Annotated in this window: 21 protein-coding genes, 1 pseudogene and 1 riboswitch; of the genes and pseudogenes, 17 read left to right on the forward strand and 5 right to left on the reverse strand. The window is 71.2% G+C overall.

The genetic code is table 11. From position 1 onward, the window contains the following. Positions 1-141 precede the first annotated feature (141 nt). Together ACWEH3_RS29925 and ACWEH3_RS29930 are read right to left on the reverse strand one after the other, a co-directional pair. Positions 142-549, reverse strand: coding sequence for a DUF3040 domain-containing protein (locus ACWEH3_RS29925; protein ID WP_039797093.1), 408 nt, complete (start codon positions 547-549; stop codon positions 142-144). Positions 550-810: 261 nt separating this feature from the next. Then, positions 811-1,251, reverse strand: coding sequence for an SAV_6107 family HEPN domain-containing protein (locus ACWEH3_RS29930; RefSeq protein WP_039797092.1), 441 nt, complete (start codon positions 1,249-1,251; stop codon positions 811-813). 170 nt (positions 1,252-1,421) lie between these two features. Here ACWEH3_RS29930 and ACWEH3_RS29935 point away from each other — a divergent pair, with 170 nt between their 5' ends. From ACWEH3_RS29935 to ACWEH3_RS29955, 5 genes are all read left to right on the forward strand, one after another. After that, positions 1,422-2,033: a GNAT family N-acetyltransferase gene (locus tag ACWEH3_RS29935; RefSeq protein WP_450024552.1), complete on the forward strand. Its 612-nt coding sequence runs from the start codon at positions 1,422-1,424 to the stop codon at positions 2,031-2,033. A 7-nt stretch (positions 2,034-2,040) separates the two neighbouring features. Continuing rightward, positions 2,041-3,606, forward strand: coding sequence for a phytoene desaturase family protein (locus tag ACWEH3_RS29940; RefSeq protein ID WP_450024554.1), 1,566 nt, complete (start codon positions 2,041-2,043; stop codon positions 3,604-3,606). Beyond that, entirely contained in the window at positions 3,603-4,442 is an 840-nt protein-coding gene (locus ACWEH3_RS29945; protein ID WP_450024556.1) for a carotenoid biosynthesis protein, read from the forward strand. The genes ACWEH3_RS29940 and ACWEH3_RS29945 overlap by 4 nt, the downstream gene beginning before the upstream one ends. An 80-nt stretch (positions 4,443-4,522) precedes the next feature. Further along, complete coding sequence (locus tag ACWEH3_RS29950) at positions 4,523-5,305, forward strand: LppM family (lipo)protein (RefSeq protein WP_450024558.1); 783 nt, start codon at positions 4,523-4,525, stop codon at positions 5,303-5,305. Between the two features lie 35 nt (positions 5,306-5,340). Then, positions 5,341-6,507: a glycosyltransferase gene (locus tag ACWEH3_RS29955; RefSeq protein ID WP_450024560.1), complete on the forward strand. Its 1,167-nt coding sequence runs from the start codon at positions 5,341-5,343 to the stop codon at positions 6,505-6,507. A gap of 26 nt (positions 6,508-6,533) precedes the next feature. On the opposite strand, the gene ACWEH3_RS29960 is transcribed toward ACWEH3_RS29955, so the two are convergent. Beyond that, positions 6,534-7,241 (reverse strand): hypothetical protein, encoded by a 708-nt coding sequence (locus ACWEH3_RS29960; protein ID WP_450024562.1) that lies wholly within the window; start codon positions 7,239-7,241, stop codon positions 6,534-6,536. Between the two features lie 385 nt (positions 7,242-7,626). Next, a riboswitch (SAM riboswitch) is annotated at positions 7,627-7,720 on the forward strand. 11 nt (positions 7,721-7,731) lie between these two features. Further along, positions 7,732-7,932 carry a hypothetical protein gene (locus ACWEH3_RS29965; RefSeq protein ID WP_450024564.1) on the reverse strand — a complete coding sequence of 67 codons (201 nt, stop codon included), beginning with the start codon at positions 7,930-7,932 and terminating at the stop codon, positions 7,732-7,734. On the opposite strand from ACWEH3_RS29965, the pseudogene ACWEH3_RS29970 reads away from it, so the two are divergent. From ACWEH3_RS29970 to ACWEH3_RS30025, 12 genes and pseudogenes are all read left to right on the forward strand, one after another. Next, a pseudogene (locus ACWEH3_RS29970) lies at positions 7,929-8,117 on the forward strand (ATP-binding cassette domain-containing protein); the annotation flags it as partial. The gene ACWEH3_RS29965 and the pseudogene ACWEH3_RS29970 sit on opposite strands and share 4 nt — an antisense overlap. Before the next feature lie 58 nt (positions 8,118-8,175). Beyond that, a complete protein-coding gene (locus ACWEH3_RS29975) occupies positions 8,176-8,691 on the forward strand; it encodes a GNAT family N-acetyltransferase (RefSeq protein ID WP_450024566.1) in 516 nt (171 codons plus the stop codon). After that, the gene (locus ACWEH3_RS29980; protein WP_450024568.1) at positions 8,688-9,800 is read left to right on the forward strand and encodes an LLM class flavin-dependent oxidoreductase; all 1,113 of its coding nucleotides are present in this window, start codon (positions 8,688-8,690) and stop codon (positions 9,798-9,800) included. The genes ACWEH3_RS29975 and ACWEH3_RS29980 overlap by 4 nt, the downstream gene beginning before the upstream one ends. Then, a complete protein-coding gene (locus ACWEH3_RS29985; protein ID WP_450024570.1) occupies positions 9,797-11,416 on the forward strand; it encodes an ABC transporter substrate-binding protein in 1,620 nt (539 codons plus the stop codon). The genes ACWEH3_RS29980 and ACWEH3_RS29985 overlap by 4 nt, the downstream gene beginning before the upstream one ends. A 2-nt stretch (positions 11,417-11,418) precedes the next feature. Then, on the forward strand, positions 11,419-12,423 hold the full coding sequence (locus ACWEH3_RS29990; protein ID WP_450024572.1) for an ABC transporter permease: 1,005 nt from the start codon (positions 11,419-11,421) through the stop codon (positions 12,421-12,423). A gap of 143 nt (positions 12,424-12,566) precedes the next feature. Continuing rightward, a complete protein-coding gene (locus tag ACWEH3_RS29995) occupies positions 12,567-13,364 on the forward strand; it encodes an ABC transporter permease (RefSeq protein ID WP_450024596.1) in 798 nt (265 codons plus the stop codon). Further along, a complete protein-coding gene (locus ACWEH3_RS30000) occupies positions 13,361-14,983 on the forward strand; it encodes a dipeptide ABC transporter ATP-binding protein (protein ID WP_450024574.1) in 1,623 nt (540 codons plus the stop codon). The genes ACWEH3_RS29995 and ACWEH3_RS30000 overlap by 4 nt, the downstream gene beginning before the upstream one ends. A gap of 176 nt (positions 14,984-15,159) precedes the next feature. After that, positions 15,160-15,492 (forward strand): hypothetical protein, encoded by a 333-nt coding sequence (locus ACWEH3_RS30005; protein ID WP_450024576.1) that lies wholly within the window; start codon positions 15,160-15,162, stop codon positions 15,490-15,492. Further along, entirely contained in the window at positions 15,492-16,625 is a 1,134-nt protein-coding gene (locus ACWEH3_RS30010) for an LLM class flavin-dependent oxidoreductase (RefSeq protein WP_450024578.1), read from the forward strand. Before ACWEH3_RS30005 ends, ACWEH3_RS30010 begins: the two co-directional genes overlap by 1 nt. Next, entirely contained in the window at positions 16,622-17,992 is a 1,371-nt protein-coding gene (locus ACWEH3_RS30015; protein ID WP_450024580.1) for an NtaA/DmoA family FMN-dependent monooxygenase, read from the forward strand. The genes ACWEH3_RS30010 and ACWEH3_RS30015 overlap by 4 nt, the downstream gene beginning before the upstream one ends. Further along, a complete protein-coding gene (locus ACWEH3_RS30020) occupies positions 17,989-18,795 on the forward strand; it encodes a DUF1684 domain-containing protein (RefSeq protein WP_450024582.1) in 807 nt (268 codons plus the stop codon). The genes ACWEH3_RS30015 and ACWEH3_RS30020 overlap by 4 nt, the downstream gene beginning before the upstream one ends. After that, positions 18,792-19,949 (forward strand): LLM class flavin-dependent oxidoreductase, encoded by a 1,158-nt coding sequence (locus ACWEH3_RS30025; protein ID WP_450024584.1) that lies wholly within the window; start codon positions 18,792-18,794, stop codon positions 19,947-19,949. Before ACWEH3_RS30020 ends, ACWEH3_RS30025 begins: the two co-directional genes overlap by 4 nt. Positions 19,950-20,308: 359 nt before the next feature. Here the strand turns inward: ACWEH3_RS30025 and ACWEH3_RS30030 are convergent, their stop codons facing one another. After that, positions 20,309-21,310 carry a methylenetetrahydrofolate reductase gene (locus ACWEH3_RS30030; RefSeq protein WP_450024586.1) on the reverse strand — a complete coding sequence of 334 codons (1,002 nt, stop codon included), beginning with the start codon at positions 21,308-21,310 and terminating at the stop codon, positions 20,309-20,311. Positions 21,311-21,407 lie beyond the last annotated feature (97 nt).

The raw sequence follows: 21,407 nt of genomic DNA on the forward strand, positions 1-21,407 counted from the left end.
TGGTGGGGTGGTGGGGGGGGTGGCGTTTGTCGTCCCCATTTTTGTTGCGGGGTTTTTTGGGTGCCACCCACTCCCCGGCCCCCCCGCACCATTGCGGTGCGGCGTCGCCGGTCGTGCTGAAGTTGTCAGGCTACGGGCGAGCTATTCCTGCTCGAACCGCCGCCGGAAGCGATCCTCCATGCGCTCGGAGAAACCGCCGGACTTGCGCTGGCGCCCTCGCCCGCCGCCGGAGGATGCCTGCCCGCCGGACCGGTCGTTCTTGGCGATGCTCTTGGAGGTGCCCAGCAGCAGGAGCACGCCGGCACCGAACATCACGATGAACCCGATCAGGCTGATGATCGGAAAGCCGCCGGGCTTCACGGGCGCTGCGATGCCTGCGACGAGGAGAAAGAGGCCGAGGACGAACAACGCCGCGGCCTGGAGTCTGCGACGACTCGAGGTCGAACGAAGCCGTCCGCCGCGGACGGACGAGGCGAACTTGGGATCCTCAGCATAGAGAGCGCTCTCGATCTGTTCGAGCATGCGCTGCTCGTGCTCGGAGAGTGGCACGGTACCTCCCCCGGCACTAGGACGTGGCTGTCGCCTCCGGGTAGACGACAGATAGCCGACCTTGGCGGCCATCTGTCACCAATGATACGAGTTCGATCAGGGCCAGACCACCTAATGGGCACAGTCGGACTTAGTCCGTCATCAGCCCGCGCACGGCCGCAGCGAAGGCGGAGGTACGCCTGATGGGCACAGTCGGACCTGTTCCGTAACCAGCCCGCGCATCGCCGGGGCGAAGGTGAAGGTAGGCCAACACGCCGATAACTAAGCGGTCATCCCGCCGGTCACTCCGGGGGCGGGCCGCAACCGAGCCGATGCCGCGAGGAGATCTTCCACGTCGTGGAGGAATGCCGCCACCCGCGAAGAGAACTCGTCCGCCTCGTGTTCGTCGACATTCCGGTCCAGGCCCGCCTCCAGCGCCGCCCGGATCTCCGAGCGCGCGCTGAAGTAGTCCGCCCACATCACGAATTCCGGCGCGGCGCGCTGCATCAGCACCCACGCGTTGCGCGAGCGCGCCCTGGGCGCGGCATCGGCGCCCGTGAGCGCGATCACCGCGCCCGCACCGCGCAGCGCCGCCAGGTAGGCGGTGCGGAACCGTTCCCGCGGATCTCGTTCCCCCGCCGCCTGCATGAGCAACCCGTCCGCGCGCTCCAGCAACTTGCCGGCCCGGCCGGGCCGGCCCGGATGTTCCACTCGACCAGACATCGCCGTCCCTCCACCCTCGCGTACCTTGGCCCGTATGCGGCGCTGGAGACGGCGTGCCCCACCGCTTTCCAGCACCGCCCGGACCGAACAGGTATTCGAACGTTTGAATTGAGCTTCAATATAGAGACGCCCACCGACAACTTTCCGCGTCCGCGCGACCGACGAGAGCCATGACCGCCGTCAAGCCCAATCACACTCCCGCACCCGCCGTCATCGATCTCTCGGTGGCGGCCCTGCGCTCCCGGCTGCACGACGCGCTGGCGGTCTACGTGGCCGCCATGGACTATCCGCGCGGGACCGAGAACCATCGCGCGCCGATGTGGACCGAGCACACCACCAGGCCCGGCTGGCAGGCGGTCGCCGCGGTGCTGCCCGACGACTCCGGCCGGATCGATCTGCGCGACGCGCCGATCGTGGCGATCGCCTACGGCTATCGCGGCGCCGCGCACCAATGGTGGCATCAGCAGGTGCACAGCGGAATGCGGCGTTCGGGGTGGCCGGAACATTCCGCGCGCGAACTGCTCTCGGACTACTTCGAGCTCACCGAGCTGCATGTGCATCCGGCCGCGCAGGGCCGCGGCATCGGCGGCACGCTGCTGGAACGGCTGCTGCGCGACCGCACCGAGCGGGCGGTGCTGCTGTCGACGCCCGAGGTCGCCGGTGAGGACAACCGCGCCTGGCGGTTGTATCGCAGGCAGGGATTCACCGACGTGGTCCGCAATTTCGTCTTCGCGGGCGACAACCGGCCGTTCGCGATCCTCGGCAGGCGGCTGCCGCTGTGAGGATCACATGGCGGTGATCGTCGTCGGCTCGGGCCACAACGCCTTGGTGGCCGCGTGCTACCTCGCCCGCGCCGGGCACGAGGTCGAAGTGCTCGAACGCGACGAGGTCCTCGGCGGAGCGGTGTCGACGGTCGAGCGGTTCCCCGGCCACCGGGTCGATCGCGGCTCGTCGGCGCACATCATGATCCGCCACACCGGCATCGTCGAGGACCTCGAACTCGACCGTTTCGGCCTGCGGTACATCGACTGCGACCCATGGGGTTTCACGCCCGCGCACGCGGATCGCCCCGCCCTGGTGTTCCATCGCGACCTGGAGGCGACCTGCGCCTCCGTCGCCGCGGCCTGCGGCCCGCGGGACGCGGACGCCTACCGCCGGTTCGTCCGGGTGTGGGGTCCGCGCAGCGCCAGGGTGATGCGGGCGTTCGGCGGCGCACCGACGCCGGGCAGGCTGGTGCGGTCGTTCTGGGGACTGGACGCGAAGAACGGCGGCAGCGCACTCTCGCGAGAGTTCCTGCAATCCGGCGACGCCCTGTTGGACGCGTTCTTCGAGGACGAACGGTTGAAGGCGTCGCTGGCCTGGTTCGGCGCGCAGTCCGGGCCGCCGATGTCGGAGCCGGGCACGGCGCCGATGGTCGGCTTCGCCGCGCTCATGCACACGCTGCCACCGGGGCGCGCGGTCGGCGGCAGCGGGGCGCTGACCACCGCGCTGGTGGCGCGGCTGCGGTCCGACGGCGGGGTGGTGACCGCGGGCGACGCGGTGTCCGCCCTGCATCGCGACGGGGACCGCTGGCGGGTGCGCACCGCCTCGGGCCGGGAGTTGCGCGCGAGCACCGTGATCGCGGGCTGCCACGTGCTGACCACCCTGGACCTGCTCCGCGACGGCGGCTTCGACGGTGCGGTGCTCGACGATTGGCGCACGCGCATCCGCGTCGGTCCCGGGATCGGGATGGTGGTGCGGGCCGCCACTTCGGCGCTGCCCCGTTATCCCGGCAGTCCGATCGATCACTCCGCCCGCGGCCTGCAATTTCTGGTGTCCGATCGCGCGCAGTTGCGTCGTGCGCACGGCGCGGCGCTGGCGGGTGACCTCCCGCCGCGACCGGTCGTGCTGGCCATGAGCTTCAGCGCCGTGGATCCGACCATCGCGCCGCCCGGCGAGCACCAGATGTCGCTGTGGGCGCAATGGCACCCGTACCGACCGGCCTCCGGGGCGGACTGGGCCGGCCTCGCGCAGCGGGAAGGCGACCGGATCATCGCCGAAGTCGATTCCTACGCGCCCGGTTTCGCGGAAACGGTGCTGCGCAGACACGTACAGACGCCCGTGGACCTGGAGCGCGAACTCGGGCTCGTCGGCGGCAACGTGATGCACGTGGAGATGTCGCTGGACCAGATGATGCTGTGGCGTCCGCTGCCCGAGCTGGCGGGACAGCGGGTGCCGGGCGCGCCGGGACTGTATCTGACGGGCGCGTCCACCCATCCCGGCGGCGGCGTCTCCGGCGCCAGCGGACGGACGGCCGCCGCACTCGCGCTGCGCGACCTGAACCGGCCCAGGTTGTCGCGGTGGCTGCGACGATGACGGATTCGGGCGAACTGCCGCCCGAGGCGACAGAACGGTCCCGATACCGCTCGGCGCGTTTTCTGCTGCCACTCGCCTTGATCGTGCTGACGATCGTCGCGCAGATCGGTTACCCACTCGCCGCGGGTGGCGCGCGCGACCGTGTCACCGTCGCGGTCGTGCTGCTCTCCGCCGCGGCCGCGCTGGCGCACGCGACCGCGACCAGGGGGTTCCGCTATGCCGTCGGCTTCCTGATCATCGTTTCCGGCATCGGGCTCACGGCCGAGGTGATCGGTACCGCGACCGGCATACCGTTCGGCTGCTACGAGTACGCGACCGACCGGCTCGGGCCCGCTCTGCTCACAGTGCCGCTGCTCGTCCCGCTGGCCTGGACCGGCGGGATATATCCGGTGTGGGTGGTGGCCGGGTTGTTGTCACGGCGCACGGTCACGCGGGTCGTGGCGACAGCGGTGGGTGCGGTGGGCTGGGATCTGTTCCTGGATTCGCAGATGGTGACCGACGGGCAGTGGACCTGGTGTGACACCCGCTCCGGACTGCCCGGGCTGGACCTGATTCCGGTGACCAACTACCTGGGTTGGTTCGCGGTCGCGCTCGTGATGGGCTGCTTGCTGGCGCTCTGGGAGCGAGCGGCTCCGGATCCCGTACGGGTCCCGCGACCGGGTGGCCGCGCGATCGTGGTCGCCGTACCGGTGGCCTTTTTCCTGTGGACCTGGCTGGGGTCGGCGCTGGCCCACGCGGTGTTCCTCGGTCTCCTGCCGTCGGCCGGATACGGTTTCGCCGGTATGGGTGTGCTCGGTGTTCCCCTGCTCGTCGTCCTGGCTCGCGCGCGCCGCTGACCCGGGGTGATTCCTCGCACTCGGCGCGCCGACGCGCGCGATGAGTGGCGCGTTTCATTCCGGGCGGACGGCCTGGCACGATGTCACCCGTGCAGCCGAGTCCCGTCACCACGAAGCTCGAAACCTTGGATCGTCCGCCGCGGCGGGTCCCACGCCGTGCCCTGCGTGCCGCTTCGGTCGTCCTGCTCGCGGCGATGCTGGTACCGATGCTCGCAGCGTGCCTGCGGGTCCAGGTTTCGATGGGGGTCTCGTCCAACGACCGGGTGTCCGGACGGATCGTCGCCGCCGTGGTGCCCGCCGACCCCGGGGACAAGGGTCCGCAGCTGAAGGCGCCCGAGACGCTGGCCGCCAAGGTGCGGGTGGAGCCGTACGCCCAGGACGGATATACGGGCAGCCAGGTCTTCTTCGAGGATCTGTCGTTCGGCGAGGTGCAGCAGCTCGGCGGGCTGTCCGAGCAGACCCAGGGCATGTTCCAGTTGCAATTCCAGCGCACCGGCGATCTGGTCAGCCTGAGCGGGCGGGTCGATCTGAAATCGGTGCCGCCGCACGGCTCGGACGTGCAGTTCACCATCGCGTTCCCGGCACGCGTCGCCAAGACCAACGGCAGCCGGGAGGGCGACAACGTCGTCTCCTGGAAGCTGCCGCCCGGTGATGTCTCCACATTGCGCGCCGAGGTCAGTTACGCCGACCCGAACACCCGCTCGTTCGCGGGCTGGGCCGGCATCGCGGGCGGCATCACGCTCGCGGTGGCCGCCATCGTCGCGGCCATGGCGTACATGGACCGCAACCCCGCCGCGCCCGGCGCGCCGGAGGTCGGCTTCTCTCTCAGCCGCTGGTGGCGCTCGGTGACGCAGAATCGCTGAGCGACAGGTCGGTGTGCCGCGATAGCGTGGCCCACATGGTGAGTGCCGACCTGCCGAAGACGTTGCGCGCGAACTCGACCCTGCCTTCCTTCGCCGCCGCGGTCGCCGCGCTCGGCGCGGGCATCGCGCTCTACAACCGGATCACCGTGCGGCGGTTGACGAACACCCCGACGACGGTGATCGAACCGGTCACCGTCTGTATCCCGGCGCGCGACGAGGCCGACCGGCTACCCGAGCTGATCGGCGACCTGCGCGCCCAGGTGGGCGTGCCGCGCATGGCGGTACGCATCCTCGACGACGCGTCCACCGACGACACCGGCGCCGCGGCCCGCGCGGCGATCGACGACGACCCGCGTTTCACGCTGCTGCACAGCGAGTCCGACCCGGTCCCCGGCTGGACCGGAAAAGCCGCCGCCTGCGTCCGGCTGGCCGAGGAGGTGTCGACGCCGGTGCTGATCTTCTTGGACGCCGACGTGCGACTGGCCCCGACGGCGCTCGCGGCGGCGGTCGGCGCGCTGCGCGCACGACGCGCCGCGTTGGTCTCCCCCTGGCCCCTGCAAGTGGCAGGCTCGGTGGCGGAGGCGCTGGTGCAGCCCCTGCTGTGCTGGTCGTGGGCCTCGACGCTGCCGGTCACCGCGGCCGACCGGAGCCTTCGACCCGCCACGGCGGTGGCGTGCGGGCAGTTCCTCGTGTTCGACAACGTCGCGTACCGGTCGGTGGGCGGCCACACGGCGGTGGCCGGAAGCGTCACCGAGGACCTCGACATCGCCCGTACGCTGCGGCGAGCCGGTCACTCCACGGTTCTGGTGGCCGCGGGACCGCTGGCCCGCACCAGGATGTATCGCGACGCCGCGGAATTGGACGCGGGCTACTCCCGCTGGCTCTGGTCGGCCTACGACGGCACGATAAGGGGTGGAGCGGCGGTGGGACTGGTTGCCGCCCTTGCCTATTGGGTGCCGCCCGCAGTGGCGGTGTTCGGCCGCGGGGCGCACCGCCGGGCGGGCCTGATCGGCTGGCTCGCCGCCGTCGCCGGGCGACTGCTGGCCCGCTCGACCGAAACCGGCGGCCCACTGAAACCTTCGGACCTGTCTGCCGCCGTCGCGCATCCGGTATCGGTGGCGGTGTATCTGCTGCTGTGGGTGCGGTCACACCTGGCCCGTCGCCGCGGCACGGCGCGCTGGAAAGGTCGGCCGCTGCCCTGAGCGACCGTGCCGCGGTGACGGAAATCTCATGGCACCGGGGTGATTCCCACCGTCGGCAGGAAGAAGCAGGACTTGGCGCCGTTCTGCACCGTGCCGAACATCGCGGCGAGCACGGTGCCCTTCCCGGTGTCCACCGGGACCGCGCGCACCCCGCCCATCGGGAGGGACGCGACGAGGAAGTCCCGGATCGCCTGCTCGGCCGCGGGCCGCTGGTCCGGCGGAACGGCCGCGGGAACCATCGAACGCGCGACCTCCGGCAGCGGCCCCATGGCGGCCGTGCCGCTGCGGCCGGTATTCAAATTCAGCCAGCTCACCTGCATTCCCGCGGTATTCGGGCCGTCCGGGCCGAGCCCGTAGGGCACGAAGGTGAACATGGCCTGCCCGGCCTTGACGGCGCTGAGGTCCTGGCCGGGAATCTGGACTGTGGTCTTCGGCCACGGCCCTGGAATGGCGCCTGCCACGGCGGGCGCCAGACCGGCCGTGGTGTTGTCGAGGCAGAACGCCGACGCGCTCGGGTACGCGAACGGCTGGATACCGAGCGCGCGCAACGCGTCGAGCGCGGCTTGATACGCGCCGAACAGGTCACCGGGGGCGGCGATCGGCACGGAGTCCTCGGGGAACGCGGGAATCGTGGCATCCGGAGCCGCGAACGCGGCCCCCGGCCCGGCGAGCACGAAGGCGATCGAACTGGTCGCGACAGCGGACAACTGGGTCAGACGGCGCAATATGTTCACGAAACCTCCTCATCGGCGGAACGATCGAGGGGGACAGTACTCCGGCAAACGCAATCAGCAGCCGGGATTGCACACAGCAATTTCGTGGCGAGTCCTGTTTGCCCGGAACGGACCTCCGCGTAGCCCACCGGCGTTCCCCAGCGTCGGCGATAGCCGTATGCTGCATCGGACCATCCCAGTCCGGCGCCACGCGCCCGGGATCGGCGAAGCGCGGAAACTCACCTCGCCCTCGGCAGAGCAGCGCACGCCCGGTTACTAAAAAGATCCGATGAATCGGCGTCGACAAGATCTACGCTCACGGTGATTACTTCTCTTGTTCCAGGCTTCCCTTGCTGGGCATCATGATTCGGCTCGCCCCTGACATCCGTTGACAGGGGGTCGGCGCCAACCATCCAGAGCGACCGAGAGACCTGGCTCGTCGACGTCGCAGCAACCCCCCGGTCACCGGGTGCGGGTGCTTCCGCCGGGACCGATGGAGGAACCGAAGTGATCATCGAGGACCCGTCATGAGCACGTCCACCGCGCCGGACGCCGCCCCCGAGGCCGCCGCGCCGACCGAACCGGACCCGACCGGAACACCGGCCCCCGCCGAGACCGGCGCGACGCCGACCGTCGCGAAGACCCGGCATCCCTGGCGCTGGGTGATCAGTGCCGCCGCGCTGATCCTGCTCGCCCAGTTCGTGCACGGCACGCCTGCTGCTGGATCGGGTCGGCATCGGACACCTGGCGGACGCGTATCCGCGCAGGCTGTCGGGCGGGCAGCAGCAGCGGGTGGCGATCGCTCGCGCGCTGGCGCTGCGCCCCCGCGTGATCCTGTTCGACGAGCCCACCTCCGCGCTGGACCCGGAACTGGTCGGCGAAGTGCTCGACGTGATCGGTCCGCGATCTGGCGCACGGCGGCACCCGCCCGGCCTGCCGAAGAAGCGCTGAGCCGATGACACAACCGCTCTCGACCCCGACACTGCGCGTGCACCGGGTCGCCCAGGACGACCCCCTGGCCGCGCCCCTGCTGGCCGAACTCGCCCTCGAGTACAGCAGCCGCTACGGTCGCACGCCCGGCGAGGTGCACGTCTCGTTGCGCGAGCACCCGGCCACCGCGTTCGCGCCGCCGCACGGCGCGCTGCTGGTCGTCACCCGCGACGGAGAAGTGGTGGCGGGCGGTGCGTTCCAGCGCTACGACGCGCACACCGCGGAGCTGAAGCGGATCTGGACCTCGCGGGAGCACCGCAGGCAAGGGCTCGGACTGTTCGTACTCGAGCGGCTGGAAGCCGAGATCGCGCGCCGCGGCTACCGGCGGATCTACCTGACCACCGGACCGCGTCAGCCCGAAGCGGTCGCCCTCTATCTCGCCGCCGATTACCGCGCGCTCTACGACCCGGCTCTGCCCGCGGAACAGATCGGGCCGCATCCCTTCGAGAAGCAGCTGCCCGCGCTGGGAGCGATCGCGTGAAGTTCCTGCTGTTCACCTTGGTCACCCGGGTACCCGATCCGCGGACCGGCCGCCTGCCCGGCACCCGGGAACGCCTGCGCGACGTCGTCGGCCAGGCGCGGCTGGCCGAGGAACTGGGTTACGACGGGTTCGCCGTCGGCGAGCGGCACGAGGATCCGTTCCTGTCCGCCGCGCCGCCGGTCATCCTGTCCCACCTGGCCGCCCTCACCTCGCGGATCACGCTGTTCACCGCGGTGACCACGCTGAGCCTGCTCGACCCGGTGCGCGCCTTCGAGGATTACTCCACGCTGGACAACCTGTCCGGCGGGCGGCTCGAGCTGATCATCGGCAAGGGCAACGGCGCCGCACAGGCGCAGCTGTACCACGTCACGCCCGACGACCAGTGGGACCGCAATCGCGAAGGCTACGAACTGTTCCGCGCCCTGTGGGCCGGTGACAACGTGACCTGGTCGGGGCGCTTCCGTCCGCCGCTGCGCGAGGCCAAAGCACTGCCGCGGCCGTGGCAGCCGAAGATCCGGATCTGGCACGGCAGCGCCACCAGCCGCGAATCGGTGGAACTGGCCGCGCGCCACGGTGATCCACTGTTCTCGGCGAACGTCACCAACCCGATCGAGCCGTATGCCGAGCTGGTGCGCCACTATCGGGAACGCTGGGCGTTCCACGGCCACGACCCCGCCGACGCGCTGGTCGGCGCGGGCACCACCGGATTCCAGGTGTCGCGCACCTCGCAGGAGGCGCTCGCGGCCTACGGGCCGATCTTCGAAGCGCGGCTGGCGCTGGCGCGCGAACGCGGGCTGCCGGTGGTGTTCGAGACCCTCGACGACTACGTGGCCCGCAGTTCGGCGCTGATCGGCAGCCCGGAGCAGGTGATCGACAAGGTCGGCCGCCAGCACGCGCACCTCGGCCACGAGGTGATCCACCTGTCCGCCGAACGCGACGGCCGCCCCGAGCGGCAGTACCTGGACGGCCTCGAGCTGTTCCAGGCCGAGGTGGCGCCCGAATTGCGCCGCCGCATTCCCAGCCGACCGTTGGCGACCGGTGTCGCCGACGCCGACCCCGACCAGGGCGAGGAACTCGCCCGCCCCGAAGTATCTGGAGTTGCCCCGTGATCCGAACCCGTCACCGAATCGTCGCGCTGGCCGGCGCGCTCGCCGCGGCCACCACCGTGGCCGCCTGCGGCAGTGATTCGGCCGCGCCCGGCGGCGACGCGGGCCCGCCCCAGCCGGGCGGTGTACTGCGCTACGGCCTGTCCCAGGCGCCGACCTGCTCGGATCCCGCCCAGGCGGGCACCAATCAGACGCTCTACGTCGCCCGGCAGATCGTGGATTCGCTGACCGACCAGGACCCGGCCACCGGCGAGCTGAAGCCGTGGCTGGCGCAGAGCTGGGAGACGAGCCCCGACGCGAAAGTCTTCACCTTCCACCTCGTCGACGGCGTCACCTTCAGCGACGGCACGCCGCTCACCGCCGAATCGGTCCGCAACACGTTCGATTCGGTCGTGAAGATCGGCTCGGGCAAGGCGCCGCTGGGCAGCAGCTACCTCACCGGCTACGTCGGGACCACGGCCGTGGACCGGCTCACCGCCCGGGTCGAGTTCAGCAAGCCCAACGCACCGTTCCTGCAGGCGTCCTCGACCGCGGCGCTCGGCATCCTGGCCGACGTGACCACGGCCAAGCCTGCCGAGCAGCGCTGCCTCGGCGACAACGTCGGCAGCGGACCGTTCACCTACGCGGCCTACCGCCAGGACGCCGCGGTGACGCTGGCCAAACGGACCGGCTACCACTGGGGTTCGGCGGTGTTCGCCCATCGGGGCGAGGCCTACCTGGACAAGATCGAGTTCACCGTGGTGCCCGAATCCGGCGTCCGCACCGGCAGTCTCGCCTCCGGGCAGCTGGACGCGATCAGCGACGCGCTGCCGCAGGACGCTCCGCAGATCGAGGCGGCGGGTGGCCGGGTGCTCAGCACCGCCAACCCGGGTGTGCCGTTCGGCTTGCAGCTCAACGTCACCAGAGGTCCGTTGCGCGATCCGGCGGTGCGCCGGGCCCTGCTGCCCGCCATCGATCGCAAGCAACTGGTCGACACCGTGCTCGGCCCGCAGTTCAAGCCCGCCACCAGCACACTCGCCAGCACCACACCCGGCTACACCGACCTCTCCGCACGTCTGGCCTACGACCCGGCGAAGACGCGCACGCTCCTGGATCAGGCCGGGTGGCTGCCCGGAGCGGATGGCGTCCGGGCGAAAAACGGCGAGCGGTTGTCGTTCTCGGTGCTGTTCAGCCAGGTGTTCGCGGGCAACCAGGCGATCCTCGAACTGGTGCAGCAGCAGTTGCGGCAGGTCGGCGTCGAGCTGAAGCTGGACCTGGTGTCCTCGGCGGAGGCCACGGCGCGCCAGAGCAGCAAGGATTTCGATTCCTTCTACGGCAACACCACCCGCGCCGACGGTGACATTCTGCGCACCACCTTCGGCCTCGAAGGGCGCAATCTCAACGCGCGCGGCCCCGTCCCCGCGTTGGACGACGCACTGAACGGGCAGGTCGGCACCGTCGACGCCGCGACACGCAACGGGCTCTTCCGCACCGCGCAGGAACAGGTGCTCGACGCCGGACTGCAGCTCCCGACCGTCGAGCTGTCCCAGGCGATCGGCGCGGGCGCGAACACGCGCGATCTGAAGTTCGAAGCCTCCGCCCGATTGCAGTTCTTCGACACCTGGCTGAGCGGACGGTAGTCATGGCGCGCTATCTGGCCCTGCGGGCACTGCAGGCGATCTGGGTGCTGTGGGCGGCGTTCACGCTGTCGTTCGTTGTGCTTTACCTGCTGCCCGCCGACCCGATCTCGATCGCGGCCGACGGCGGCGGCGCGGGCACGCCGGTGGACAAGGCCGCCATCGCCGAGATGCAGGCCCGCTACGGGCTGGATCGGCCGCTGTGGGAACAGTATTGGACCGCGCTCGGGCACGCCGTGCGCGGCGACCTCGGGCATTCCATCGCGACCGGGCAGCCGGTCACCGGCGCGATCGGTGACGCGCTACCCGCCACGCTCGAATTGACCGGCACCGCATTGCTCTTCGCGGTCGTGGGCGGCGTCGCGCTGGCGTTCGCGGCCACCCAGACCCGGCGGCCGTGGCTGCGCAGCGCCTTGGTCGCGCTGCCGTCGCTCGGCGTCTCGGTGCCGACCTTCTGGACCGGACTGCTCCTGCTGCAAGTGTTCTCGTTCCAATTGCGGCTGGCTCCGGCATTCGGCGGACACGGTTTCGCCGGCACGGTGCTGCCCGCACTCACCCTGGCCCTGCCGATCGGCGCGGTCATCGCACAAGTGCTCACCGCCGGGTTGGAGACGACCTGGCGTCAGCCGTTCGTCGACGTGGCCCTGGCCAAGGGGGGGTCACGCTGGTGGGTGCGGCGCACGCACGTGCTGCGCCCGGCCAGTGTGCCCGCGTTCACCATCGCGGGGGTCCTGGTCGGCAACATGCTCGCCGGATCGGTGGTGGTGGAGACGGTCTTCGCCCGCCAAGGCGTCGGGCGGCTGACCCAGACCGCGGTACTGGCGCAGGACATCCCGGTGGTGCAGGGCATCGTGCTGCTCACCTCGGTGGTGTTCGTCAGTGTGAATCTCGCGGTGGACCTGCTGTATCCGCTGCTCGACCCGCGCATCGCCGCCCGCTCTCGCGGTGTGCGCGGCGAGTCCGAGCAGACCGCCGCCGACACCGCCGAGGAGGCGATCGTCCGTGCCTGACCCCGCTCCCGTCATTCGTACCGCCGGGCTCGTGCTCGGCGCACCGCTCGCCGAGGGGGTGCGGACTTGTGGTTGACGTCACCGAGGAACAGCGCGCAGCGGTGCTGACCGGTCTGCGGCGACCGGCCGTGCGGTGGAAGACTCTGCGCGGCAACGCCGGATTGCTGGTTGCGGGCGCCGTCGCGCTGCTCGCCGTGGGGTGGGCGCTGGCGCCGTCGGTGTTCGCCGGTGGCGACCCGCTGACCGGCGTGCCCGCGCAGAAGTTGCAGAGCCCCAGCGCTCGGCACTGGTTCGGCACCGACAATCTCGGGCGCGATCTGTACACCCGGATGGTGCACGGCGCCGGGCTATCGCTGACCGCCACCCTGGCCGCGGTAGGCATCGCGCTGGTCGCCGGGGCGTTGCTCGGGCTGTTGTCCGGCGCGATCGGCGGCGTGGTGGACGCCGTCGTCATGCGGCTGGTCGACGTGCTGCTGTCGGTGCCCTCGCTGCTGCTGTCGCTCGCGCTGGTTACCGCGCTCGGCTTCGGCACCCGCAACGTGGCGCTGGCGGTGGGCATTTCGCTGGTGGCCAACTTCGCCCGCGTGATGCGATCGGAAGTGCTGCGGGTGCGCCAGGCGGTGTACGTGGAAGCCGCCCACGCCGCGGGCGCGCGCTGGTACACGGCGCTGGCCAGGCACGTGCTGCCCAATTCCATCCAGCCCGTACTCGCCTTGGCCGCAGTGGAATTCGGCATGGCGGTGCTGGCCGTGTCGGCGCTGAGCTTCCTCGGCTACGGCGCGAAGCCGCCCACGCCGGAGTGGGGCACGCTGATCTCCGAGGGCCGCAACTATCTCGCGACCGCGTGGTGGATGACCACCCTGCCCGGTCTCGTCATCATCGCCGTCGTGCTCGCCGCGCAACGCCTCGGCCGCGCGATCGGGAAGGGAGAACGCGCGTGAGCGCCCCGGCATCTCCACTGCTGCACGTCGAGGACCTGCGGATTCGTTATCGCTCGGACACCGGCCCGGTCACCGCGCTCGACGGTGTGTCACTCACCGTGGCCCGCGGCGAGGTGGTGGCGCTGGTCGGCGAGTCCGGTTCCGGCAAGTCCACGCTCGCCCACGCCGTGATCGGCCTGCTCGGCGCGAACGCCGAGATCGCGGGTGGCACCGTGACCTTCGACGGCGCCGTGGTCGACACCGGCTCCGAACGCGCGCTGCGGCGGCTGCGGGGAGCGCGCATCGGCTTCGTCCCGCAGGACCCCGGCCTGTCGCTGAACCCCGTCCGGCGGATCGGCGACCAAGTGGCCGAATCGCTGCTGGTACACGGACTGGCCGACCGCAAAGCGGCACGGGCGCGGGCGATCGAGCTGCTGACCGACGCCGGACTGGACCGGCCCGAACTACGGGCCACCCAGTACCCGCACGAGCTTTCCGGCGGGCAGCGCCAGCGGGTGCTGATCGCCTCGGCGCTGGCCTGCGCACCGGACCTGGTCATCGCCGACGAGCCGACCAGCGCGCTCGACGCGACGGTCGCGCGCCGGGTACTGGATCGGCTCGCCGAGCAGATCGCGGCGCGCGGCACGGCGGTGCTGCTGATCACCCACGATCTGGCCGTCGCCGCCGAACGCGCGGACCGGCTGGTCGTGCTCAACGGCGGCGAGGTGGTGGAAAGCGGCGCCACCGCCGAACTGCTGGCCACGCCGCACCACCCGTACACCAAGCGCCTGCTCGCCGCCTCGCCCAGCCTCGCGCCCGCCGACAGCTACCGCGAGCCCAAGCCCAGGACGGGCGAGCCGCTACTGGTCTTGCGCGAGGTGCACAAGACCTTCCGGGCGCACGGGGGCGACAACGTGACGGCGGTAGCCGGGGTCGGTTTCGAACTCGGGCGCGGCGAGACCCTCTCGCTGGTCGGCGAATCCGGATCGGGCAAGTCCACCACCGCGCGGATCGCGCTGCGGCTCACCGAACCCGACCGCGGCGAGGTCACCTTCGACGGGCAGTCGCTGTCGCGGGCCCGCGGGTCGCGGCTGCGCGCACTGCGCAAACGCTTTCAGGTGGTATACCAGAACCCCTACGCCTCACTGGATCCGCGTTGGCGAGTCGGTGCGATCGTCGAGGAACCGTTGCGCGCGTTCGGCATCGGAAACCGCGCGCAGCGCCGCGACCGCGTGGCGGAGCTGCTCGCGCAGGTCGCGCTCCCGGCCGGTTTCGCCCAGCGCAGGCCCGCCGAGTTGTCCGGAGGACAGCGTCAGCGCGTCGCCATCGCCCGGGCGCTGGCGCTGCATCCGGAACTGCTGGTGCTCGACGAACCGGTCTCCGCGCTGGACGCCTCGGTGCAGGCGCAGATCCTCGAATTGCTCGACCGGCTGCAGGCCGAGTTGTCACTGAGCTACCTGTTCATCTCGCACGATCTGGCGGTGGTGCGCCGCATCAGCGATCACGTCGCGGTGCTGCGGCACGGCCGCATCGTCGAATCCGGCCGCACCGCCGAGATCTTCGGCCATCCGCGACACGAGTACACCCGTGAGCTGTTGTCGGCCATACCGGCGCCCGCCCTGGCGAAAGGCGTGTCCTGATGCCGCGTCCGACCTACCGCCACAGCCGCGTGCTGAACCGGCCGAGCTGGGCTCCGTGCCTCAGCCGCCCGGAACCCGCCGTCTCGTCCTCCGCGATTACCCCTCCCCGCTCACCGGAGCCCACCACCGGCCACAAGCCGAGCACGTGGTGGCACCTACCGAAAAGGATCGCCCTGATGGTGTACTCCGCCTTCAACCGGAAGCCCGACGCCGACGCCGAACCGGCCGCCGCGCCGGACGTCGCAGCCGACCCCGCCGTCTTCGAAGCCGACCCGGCCCGCTGGTGGCGCACCCGGCTGCGCGCGCCGCGCGCCGCCGAGATCTCCGGTAACGCGCGGGTACACGCGGGCGCACCGGTCCGCGCCGAGCGGGACCGCCGCGTCGTCCGCTCCTCGCCCGGCATTCGCGCCGCGCTGTGGCAGCAGGCGTTGTTCTCGGCCCCCGATGTCGCCGGAGCGGGCACGCACCCGGCGCTGCGGCAGCAGATCGACGCGGAGGGCACGGCCTGATGACGGATTCCGGCTTCTTCCTCGCCATCGAAGCGGCGGGGACCGGCGCGCACCCCGCGTCCTGGCGGCGTGCCGACTCACGCGCCGAAGATCTGTTCACCGGGCGGTACTGGGTCGATCTGATCGTCGCGGCCGAGCAGGTCGGCGTCGACGCGGTGTTCCTGCCCGACTCGTTCGGCTTGCAGCCCGGCGGCCCCGGCGCCACCCGGGGCAGGCTCGACGCTGTCGCGATCGCCGCCCGCGTCGCCGCCGCCACTCATCGCGTCGGCCTGATCCCGCAGGCGCCGGTCACCCACACCGAGCCGTTCCATCTGGCGAAGGCATTCCAGAGCCTGGATTTCGCCACGCTCGGCCGGGCGGGCTGGGAGGTCACAGTCTCCGAAGGAGACGAGCAGGCGCTGGCGTTCGGACGCAAACCGGCACAGGAGGCGGCCGCGCTGTGGCACGAGGCCGACGAGGCGATCGAGGTCGTCACCCGGCTGTGGGACAGCTGGGAGGACAACGCGGAGATCCGCGACGCCGCGACCGGCCGCTTCGTCGACCGGGACAAACTGCACTACATCGACTTCACCGGCGACAACTTCGCGGTGAAGGGGCCATCGATCACTCCGCGCTCGCCCCAGGGTCAGCCGATCGTCGCGGTGCGCGCCGACGGCGCGGCCGACACCGAGGTCGCGCTGCGCCGCGCCGACCTGATCCGGATCGGCGCGGCGGATATCGACGCGGCGCGGGCGCGGCGCACCGAAGTGCGTGCTGCGCTGACGGCCGCGGGACGCGACCCCGACAGCGTGCAGGTGCTGCTGGATCTGGACATCCATCTGGCGGACTCGGCGGACACGGCACGCGTGGACGTCCGCACTTTGGACAGCTGGGCCGACCCGGTCCGCACCCCCGCGCCGACCGTCCTTCGCCACGTCGGGACCACCGCGACGCTGCGTGAACTGCTCGCCGACGTGGCCGCCGCCGAGGCCGCCGACGGCGTGGTCCTGCGCCCCCTCGCGCTTCCCGCCGCCGTGCGCCAGCTGTCCGCACTGGAGCGGAAACCGCAGCCCGCAGGCACTTTACGCGCTCGCCTCGGCCTGCCCCGCCCGGCGAGCCGCTACGCCACCAGCACGGAAGGCACGCCGTCGTGACCGACAAGCCCCGCAAGCCCGTCCACCTCGCCGCCCACTTCCCCGGCGTGAACAACACCACCGTCTGGAGCGATCCCGAGTCGGGCAGCCAGATCGATTTCGCGTCGTTCGAGCATCTGGCGCGGACCGCCGAGCGCGGCCTGTTCGACTTCTTCTTCCTCGCCGAAGGACTGCGTCTGCGCGAACACCTCGGCCGCATCCACGATCTGGACGTCGTGGGCAGGCCGGACACCTTCACCGTGCTCAACGCGCTGGCCGGGGTGACCGAGAAGCTGGGCCTCGCGGGCACCATCAACAGCACCTACAACGAACCGTTCGAGCTGGCCAAGCAATTCGCCTCGCTCGACCACCTCTCCGGCGGGCGCGCGGCCTGGAACGTCGTGACCTCCTCCGATGCGTTCACCGGTGCGAACTTCCGGCGCGGCGGCTATCTCGAGCACGGGCAGCGCTACCGCCGCGCGGCCGAGACCGTCGAGGTGGCCCGGGCGTTGTGGGACAGTTGGGCCGCGGACTCCCTGGTCGTCGATCGGGAGGCCGGGGTGTTCGCCCGCGACATCCCGGAAACCCGGCATCGCGGAACGCAATTCGACATCGCCGCCCGATTCGTGCTCCCGCCGAGCCCGCAGGGCCACCCGGTGCTGCTGCAGGCGGGCGACTCCGACGACGGCCGGGAATTCGGCGCGGCCACGGCCGACGCGATCTTCACCGGCCACGGCACCCTGGCGGACGGGCAGCGCTTCTACGCCGATCTCAAAGGCCGCCTGGCCGAATACGGGCGCACCCCCGACGAGCTGAAGATCCTCCCGGCCGCCACCTTCGTCCTCGGAGACACCGAGGCCGAAGCCGAGGAGCGCGCCCGGCACATCCGCCTGCAGCAGGTCGGTCCGCAGACCGCGATCGCATTCCTCGAGCAGGTCTGGGGCCGCGACCTCTCCGGCTACGACCCGGACGGCCCGCTGCCGGAGGTCGAGCCCGCCGACGACGTCACCGTCACACGCGGCCGCGTGCGGCACGCCAAGGATCCCCGCGCGGTCGCCGAGGCTTGGCGGGCCAAGGCGGAAGCCGGCGGCCTCAGCATCCGGGAGCTGATCATCGAGGTCACCGCGCGCCAGCAGTTCATCGGCACGCCCGCGTCGGTCGCCGAGCAGATCGACACCTATGTGCAATCCGACGCCGCCGACGGATTCATCCTCGTCCCGCACCTCACCCCGCACGGGCTCGACGAGTTCGTCGACCGGGTCGTCCCGGAACTCCAGGAGCGCGGCAGCTTCCGCACCGAGTACGCCGGAACCACCTTGCGCGACCACCTCGGCCTGCGCCATCCCCACCGTCGCACCACCGCCCACGAAGGAGCCATAGCGTCATGACCACCAGCATCACCAGCGTTTTCGAGACCGAGTGGGCGCGCTGGCACCACGCGCGCGAGGACCAGTTGCGCGACCCGCTCGGCTTTCTCAGCCTGACCGGGCTGCACTGGCTCACCGACCGCCCCGAGCGGCTGCCGGATGTCCCCGGCACCTGGTGGGTCACCGACGAGAAGGTGTTCATCACCGCCCAGCCCGCCGACCGGCTGGAGTACGACGGGCTCGGCATCGCCGGCGTGCAGATCGTCACCCCCGCCGAAGGCGCGCCCGGACTGCACGTCCGGCAGGAGCGCCGGGTGCTCGAGGTGATCCGCCGCACCGGTCGCTACGCCGTCCGGGTGCACGACCCGGCCTCCCCCGCCCTGCTCACCTTCGAGGGCATCCCGTCCTATCGACCCGATCCACGCTGGGTGCTCTCGGGGCGGTTCATCCCGTTCGAGGAACAGCGGACCGTGGTCACCGGCGCGGTGATCGAGGGACTCGAACACCACCACAGCGCCGCGGGCACCGTCGAATTCCGCGTCGGCGAGGTGACCGAACGGGTCGTCGCGTTCGGCGACCGGAACGACCTGCGCGTGCTGTTCACCGACGCGACCAGCGGTGTGACGACCTACCCGGCCGCGCGGTCACTGACCGTGGGCGCACCGGAGGCGGACGGCACGGTGGTGCTGGACTTCAACCGCGCGGCGAATCTGCCCTGCGCCTTCACCGATTTCGCGACCTGCCCGGTGGCGCCCGCGCAGAACCGGCTGCGCGTGGCCATCGAAGCGGGCGAGCAGGATCCGCGGCAGGGGCGTGCGGCATGAGCGGGTCCGTTCCCCTATCGATCCTGGACCTGTCCCCGATCAGCGCGGGCTCCACCGCGCAGCAGGCGCTGCGCAACACCGTCGATCTGGCCGAGCACGCCGAACAGTGGGGCTACCACCGGTACTGGCTGGCCGAGCACCACTTCGTCAGGGTGGCCAGTTCCTCCTCGATCACCCTGATCGGCTTGGTCGCCGCGGCCACCAAGCGCATCCGCGTGGGTTCGGCGGCCGTGCAGGTGGGTCATCACACCTCGGCCTCGATCGTGGAAGCGTTCGGCACGATCGACGCGCTGTACCCGGGCCGGCTCGACCTGGGGCTGGGCCGGTCGGGTCATCGGCGCAGCCAGTTCGGGGCCGAAGCCGGGCGCAACAAGGGCGGTAAACCGGTGGTCGACGCGGTGACCGGGCGCACCGAGATCCGCGACGGCGTGGTCGTTCCGCCGCCGTTCGACCCGGGCCGCATCCTGGACCGGTCGAGGTTCATCGCCTCGGTGGGCGCGTTGCAGCAGCGCGGCGCGGAGCCGCTGGATTTCGCCGAGCAGATCGGCGAGGTGCGCGCCCTGTTGGCCGGTAGTTTCGTCAGCCCGGAAGGCGTTGCGCTGCACGCTGTTCCCGGTGAGAACGCACAGGTGCGGCTGTGGCTGTTCGGCAGTACCGGCGGCGAGAGCGCGGAGCTGGCCGGGCGGCTGGGGCTGCCGTTCGCCGCGGCCTATCACGTCTCGCCGGGCACCGCGCTGGACGCGATCGAGGCGTATCGCGCGGCGTTCCGCCCGTCCGCCGACTTGGCCGAGCCGTACGTGGTGATCTCCGCGGACGTGGTCGTGGCCGAGGACGACGCCACCGCACAGCGGCTGGCCGCCAGTTACGGCCACTGGGTGCACAGCATCCGCAGCGGGTCGGGCGCGGCCGACTATCCCGATCCGGCGACCGTCGCGCCGCTCACCGCGGAGCAGCGGCGTCTGGTCGACGACCGCCTGGCCACCCAGTTCGTGGGATCACCCGGCACGGTCGCGGAACGGCTCGCCGCGCTGCAACGCGTCAGCGGGGCGGACGAGTTGCTCGTCACCACGATCACTCATCAGCACGCCGATCGCCTGGAATCGTATCGGCTGCTCGCCGAGGCATGGGGACTGCGCGCGGCTCGCGCCGCCTGACCGGGCCCTGCCGGTGCGTCTCGTGCGCACCGCCAGACTCCGGGATCATCTCGCCTGTGTCGATCGGCGTCCGGCCCGGCCGCACCGGCACCGGAACGCCGCGCGCTACCGCTGAACGCCGATTCGGCCCGACGCGTGTTCCGGACAGTCGCCCGACCGGTGATCGCCGACTCGGCCCGACGCGTGTTCCGGACACTCGCCCGACCGGTGATCGCCGACTCGGCTCGACGCGCACGTCCCGGATGACCGCCCGACCGGTGATGGGCCGTTCGACTCGACATGCGTTCCGGACGACCGCCCGTGCGTACCGCTGAGCACCGCCGGCTCGACGCGCCGTGATCAGAGGACCCCGTGCGCGGTCAGGCGCTGACCGGAGTAGCCGTGACGCCGTAACCGAGGTTGGTCAGTACCTCGCTGGTCGCCTTGGCGAAATTGAGCGTGATGAAGTGCAGGCAGGGCGCACCCTCGTCGATCAGCCGCTGGGCGATCTCGGTGGCGATCTCGATGCCCGCCGCGCGCACCGCCGCGGCGTTCTCCGCACCGTCGTCACCCGCCGCCTTGCGCAGCCGGTCCAGCACGGCGGCGGGCAGCGGCCTGCCACACAGCTCCTCGGCGCGCTGCACCGTGCGCAGTGACGTGATGGGCATCAGCTCCGGAATGATCGGCTTCGCGCCCTCGATCGGGTCGAGCGCGACGAGGCGATCGCGCAGACGCAGATAGTGCTCGACGTCGAAGAACATCTGGGTGATCGAATACTCCGCTCCCGCACGCAGTTTCGCGGCCAGGAACGCGGTGTCGGTCGCCAGGTCCGGCGAGCGGTGGTGGCCCTGCGGGAAGGACGCCACGCCGACGTGGAAATCGCCGAGGTCGCGCACGATGCGCACCAGCTCCTCGGCGTAGGAGACGCCGTCGGGATGCTTGTGCCACTCGCCGAGCGGGTCACCGGGCGGGTCGCCGCGCAGCACCAGGATGTTGCGGATGCCCGAGTCGGCGTACGCGCCGACCAGCGAGCGCAGCTCCGCGACGCTGTGCTCCACCGCGGTCAGGTGCGCGACCGGCAGCAGGGTCGTCTCCCGCGCCAGCTGCCCGGTCACGCGGACCGTGCGGTCGCGGGTCGAACCGCCCGCGCCGTAGGTCATCGATACGAACGCGGGGTGCATGCACTCGAACTGCCGGACGGCGCGCCACAGCCGCGCTTCGGCGGCGGCGTCGCGTGGCGGATTGAACTCCACGGAGAACGGCACCGTGTGCCCCGCGTGCGCCCGCAGACTCTCCACGACCGACGGTGTGGCGGAGACGTTCGGGTGCGTCCGGGACGCCCGGCCAGGGGTCGAGCCGCCCCGCACGTTGTCGAAAGTCACCGGTTCAGTGTAGAGGTGGCCGGTGGCGGCCCTGTCGGGTCGCTCGGACCCTCCGCGTATTCTTCGCATCGGGCGAGTTGTTCGCCACGCCGAGCGA

Source organism: Nocardia sp. NPDC004718, from assembly GCF_053601535.1.

Excerpts from the sequence above, each read along its gene's own strand:
- ACWEH3_RS29930 (WP_039797092.1), bottom strand. The coding sequence starts at position 1,251 with ATGTCTGGTCGAGTGGAACATCCGGGCCGGCCCGGCCGGGCCGGCAAG.
- ACWEH3_RS29935 (WP_450024552.1), top strand. The coding sequence starts at position 1,422 with ATGACCGCCGTCAAGCCCAATCACACTCCCGCACCCGCCGTCATCGAT.
- ACWEH3_RS29940 (WP_450024554.1), top strand. The coding sequence starts at position 2,041 with ATGGCGGTGATCGTCGTCGGCTCGGGCCACAACGCCTTGGTGGCCGCG.
- ACWEH3_RS29945 (WP_450024556.1), top strand. The coding sequence starts at position 3,603 with ATGACGGATTCGGGCGAACTGCCGCCCGAGGCGACAGAACGGTCCCGA.
- ACWEH3_RS29950 (WP_450024558.1), top strand. The coding sequence starts at position 4,523 with ATGTCACCCGTGCAGCCGAGTCCCGTCACCACGAAGCTCGAAACCTTG.
- ACWEH3_RS29955 (WP_450024560.1), top strand. The coding sequence starts at position 5,341 with ATGGTGAGTGCCGACCTGCCGAAGACGTTGCGCGCGAACTCGACCCTG.
- ACWEH3_RS29975 (WP_450024566.1), top strand. The coding sequence starts at position 8,176 with ATGACACAACCGCTCTCGACCCCGACACTGCGCGTGCACCGGGTCGCC.
- ACWEH3_RS29990 (WP_450024572.1), top strand. The coding sequence starts at position 11,419 with ATGGCGCGCTATCTGGCCCTGCGGGCACTGCAGGCGATCTGGGTGCTG.
- ACWEH3_RS30005 (WP_450024576.1), top strand. The coding sequence starts at position 15,160 with ATGGTGTACTCCGCCTTCAACCGGAAGCCCGACGCCGACGCCGAACCG.
- ACWEH3_RS30010 (WP_450024578.1), top strand. The coding sequence starts at position 15,492 with ATGACGGATTCCGGCTTCTTCCTCGCCATCGAAGCGGCGGGGACCGGC.
- ACWEH3_RS30020 (WP_450024582.1), top strand. The coding sequence starts at position 17,989 with ATGACCACCAGCATCACCAGCGTTTTCGAGACCGAGTGGGCGCGCTGG.
- ACWEH3_RS30025 (WP_450024584.1), top strand. The coding sequence starts at position 18,792 with ATGAGCGGGTCCGTTCCCCTATCGATCCTGGACCTGTCCCCGATCAGC.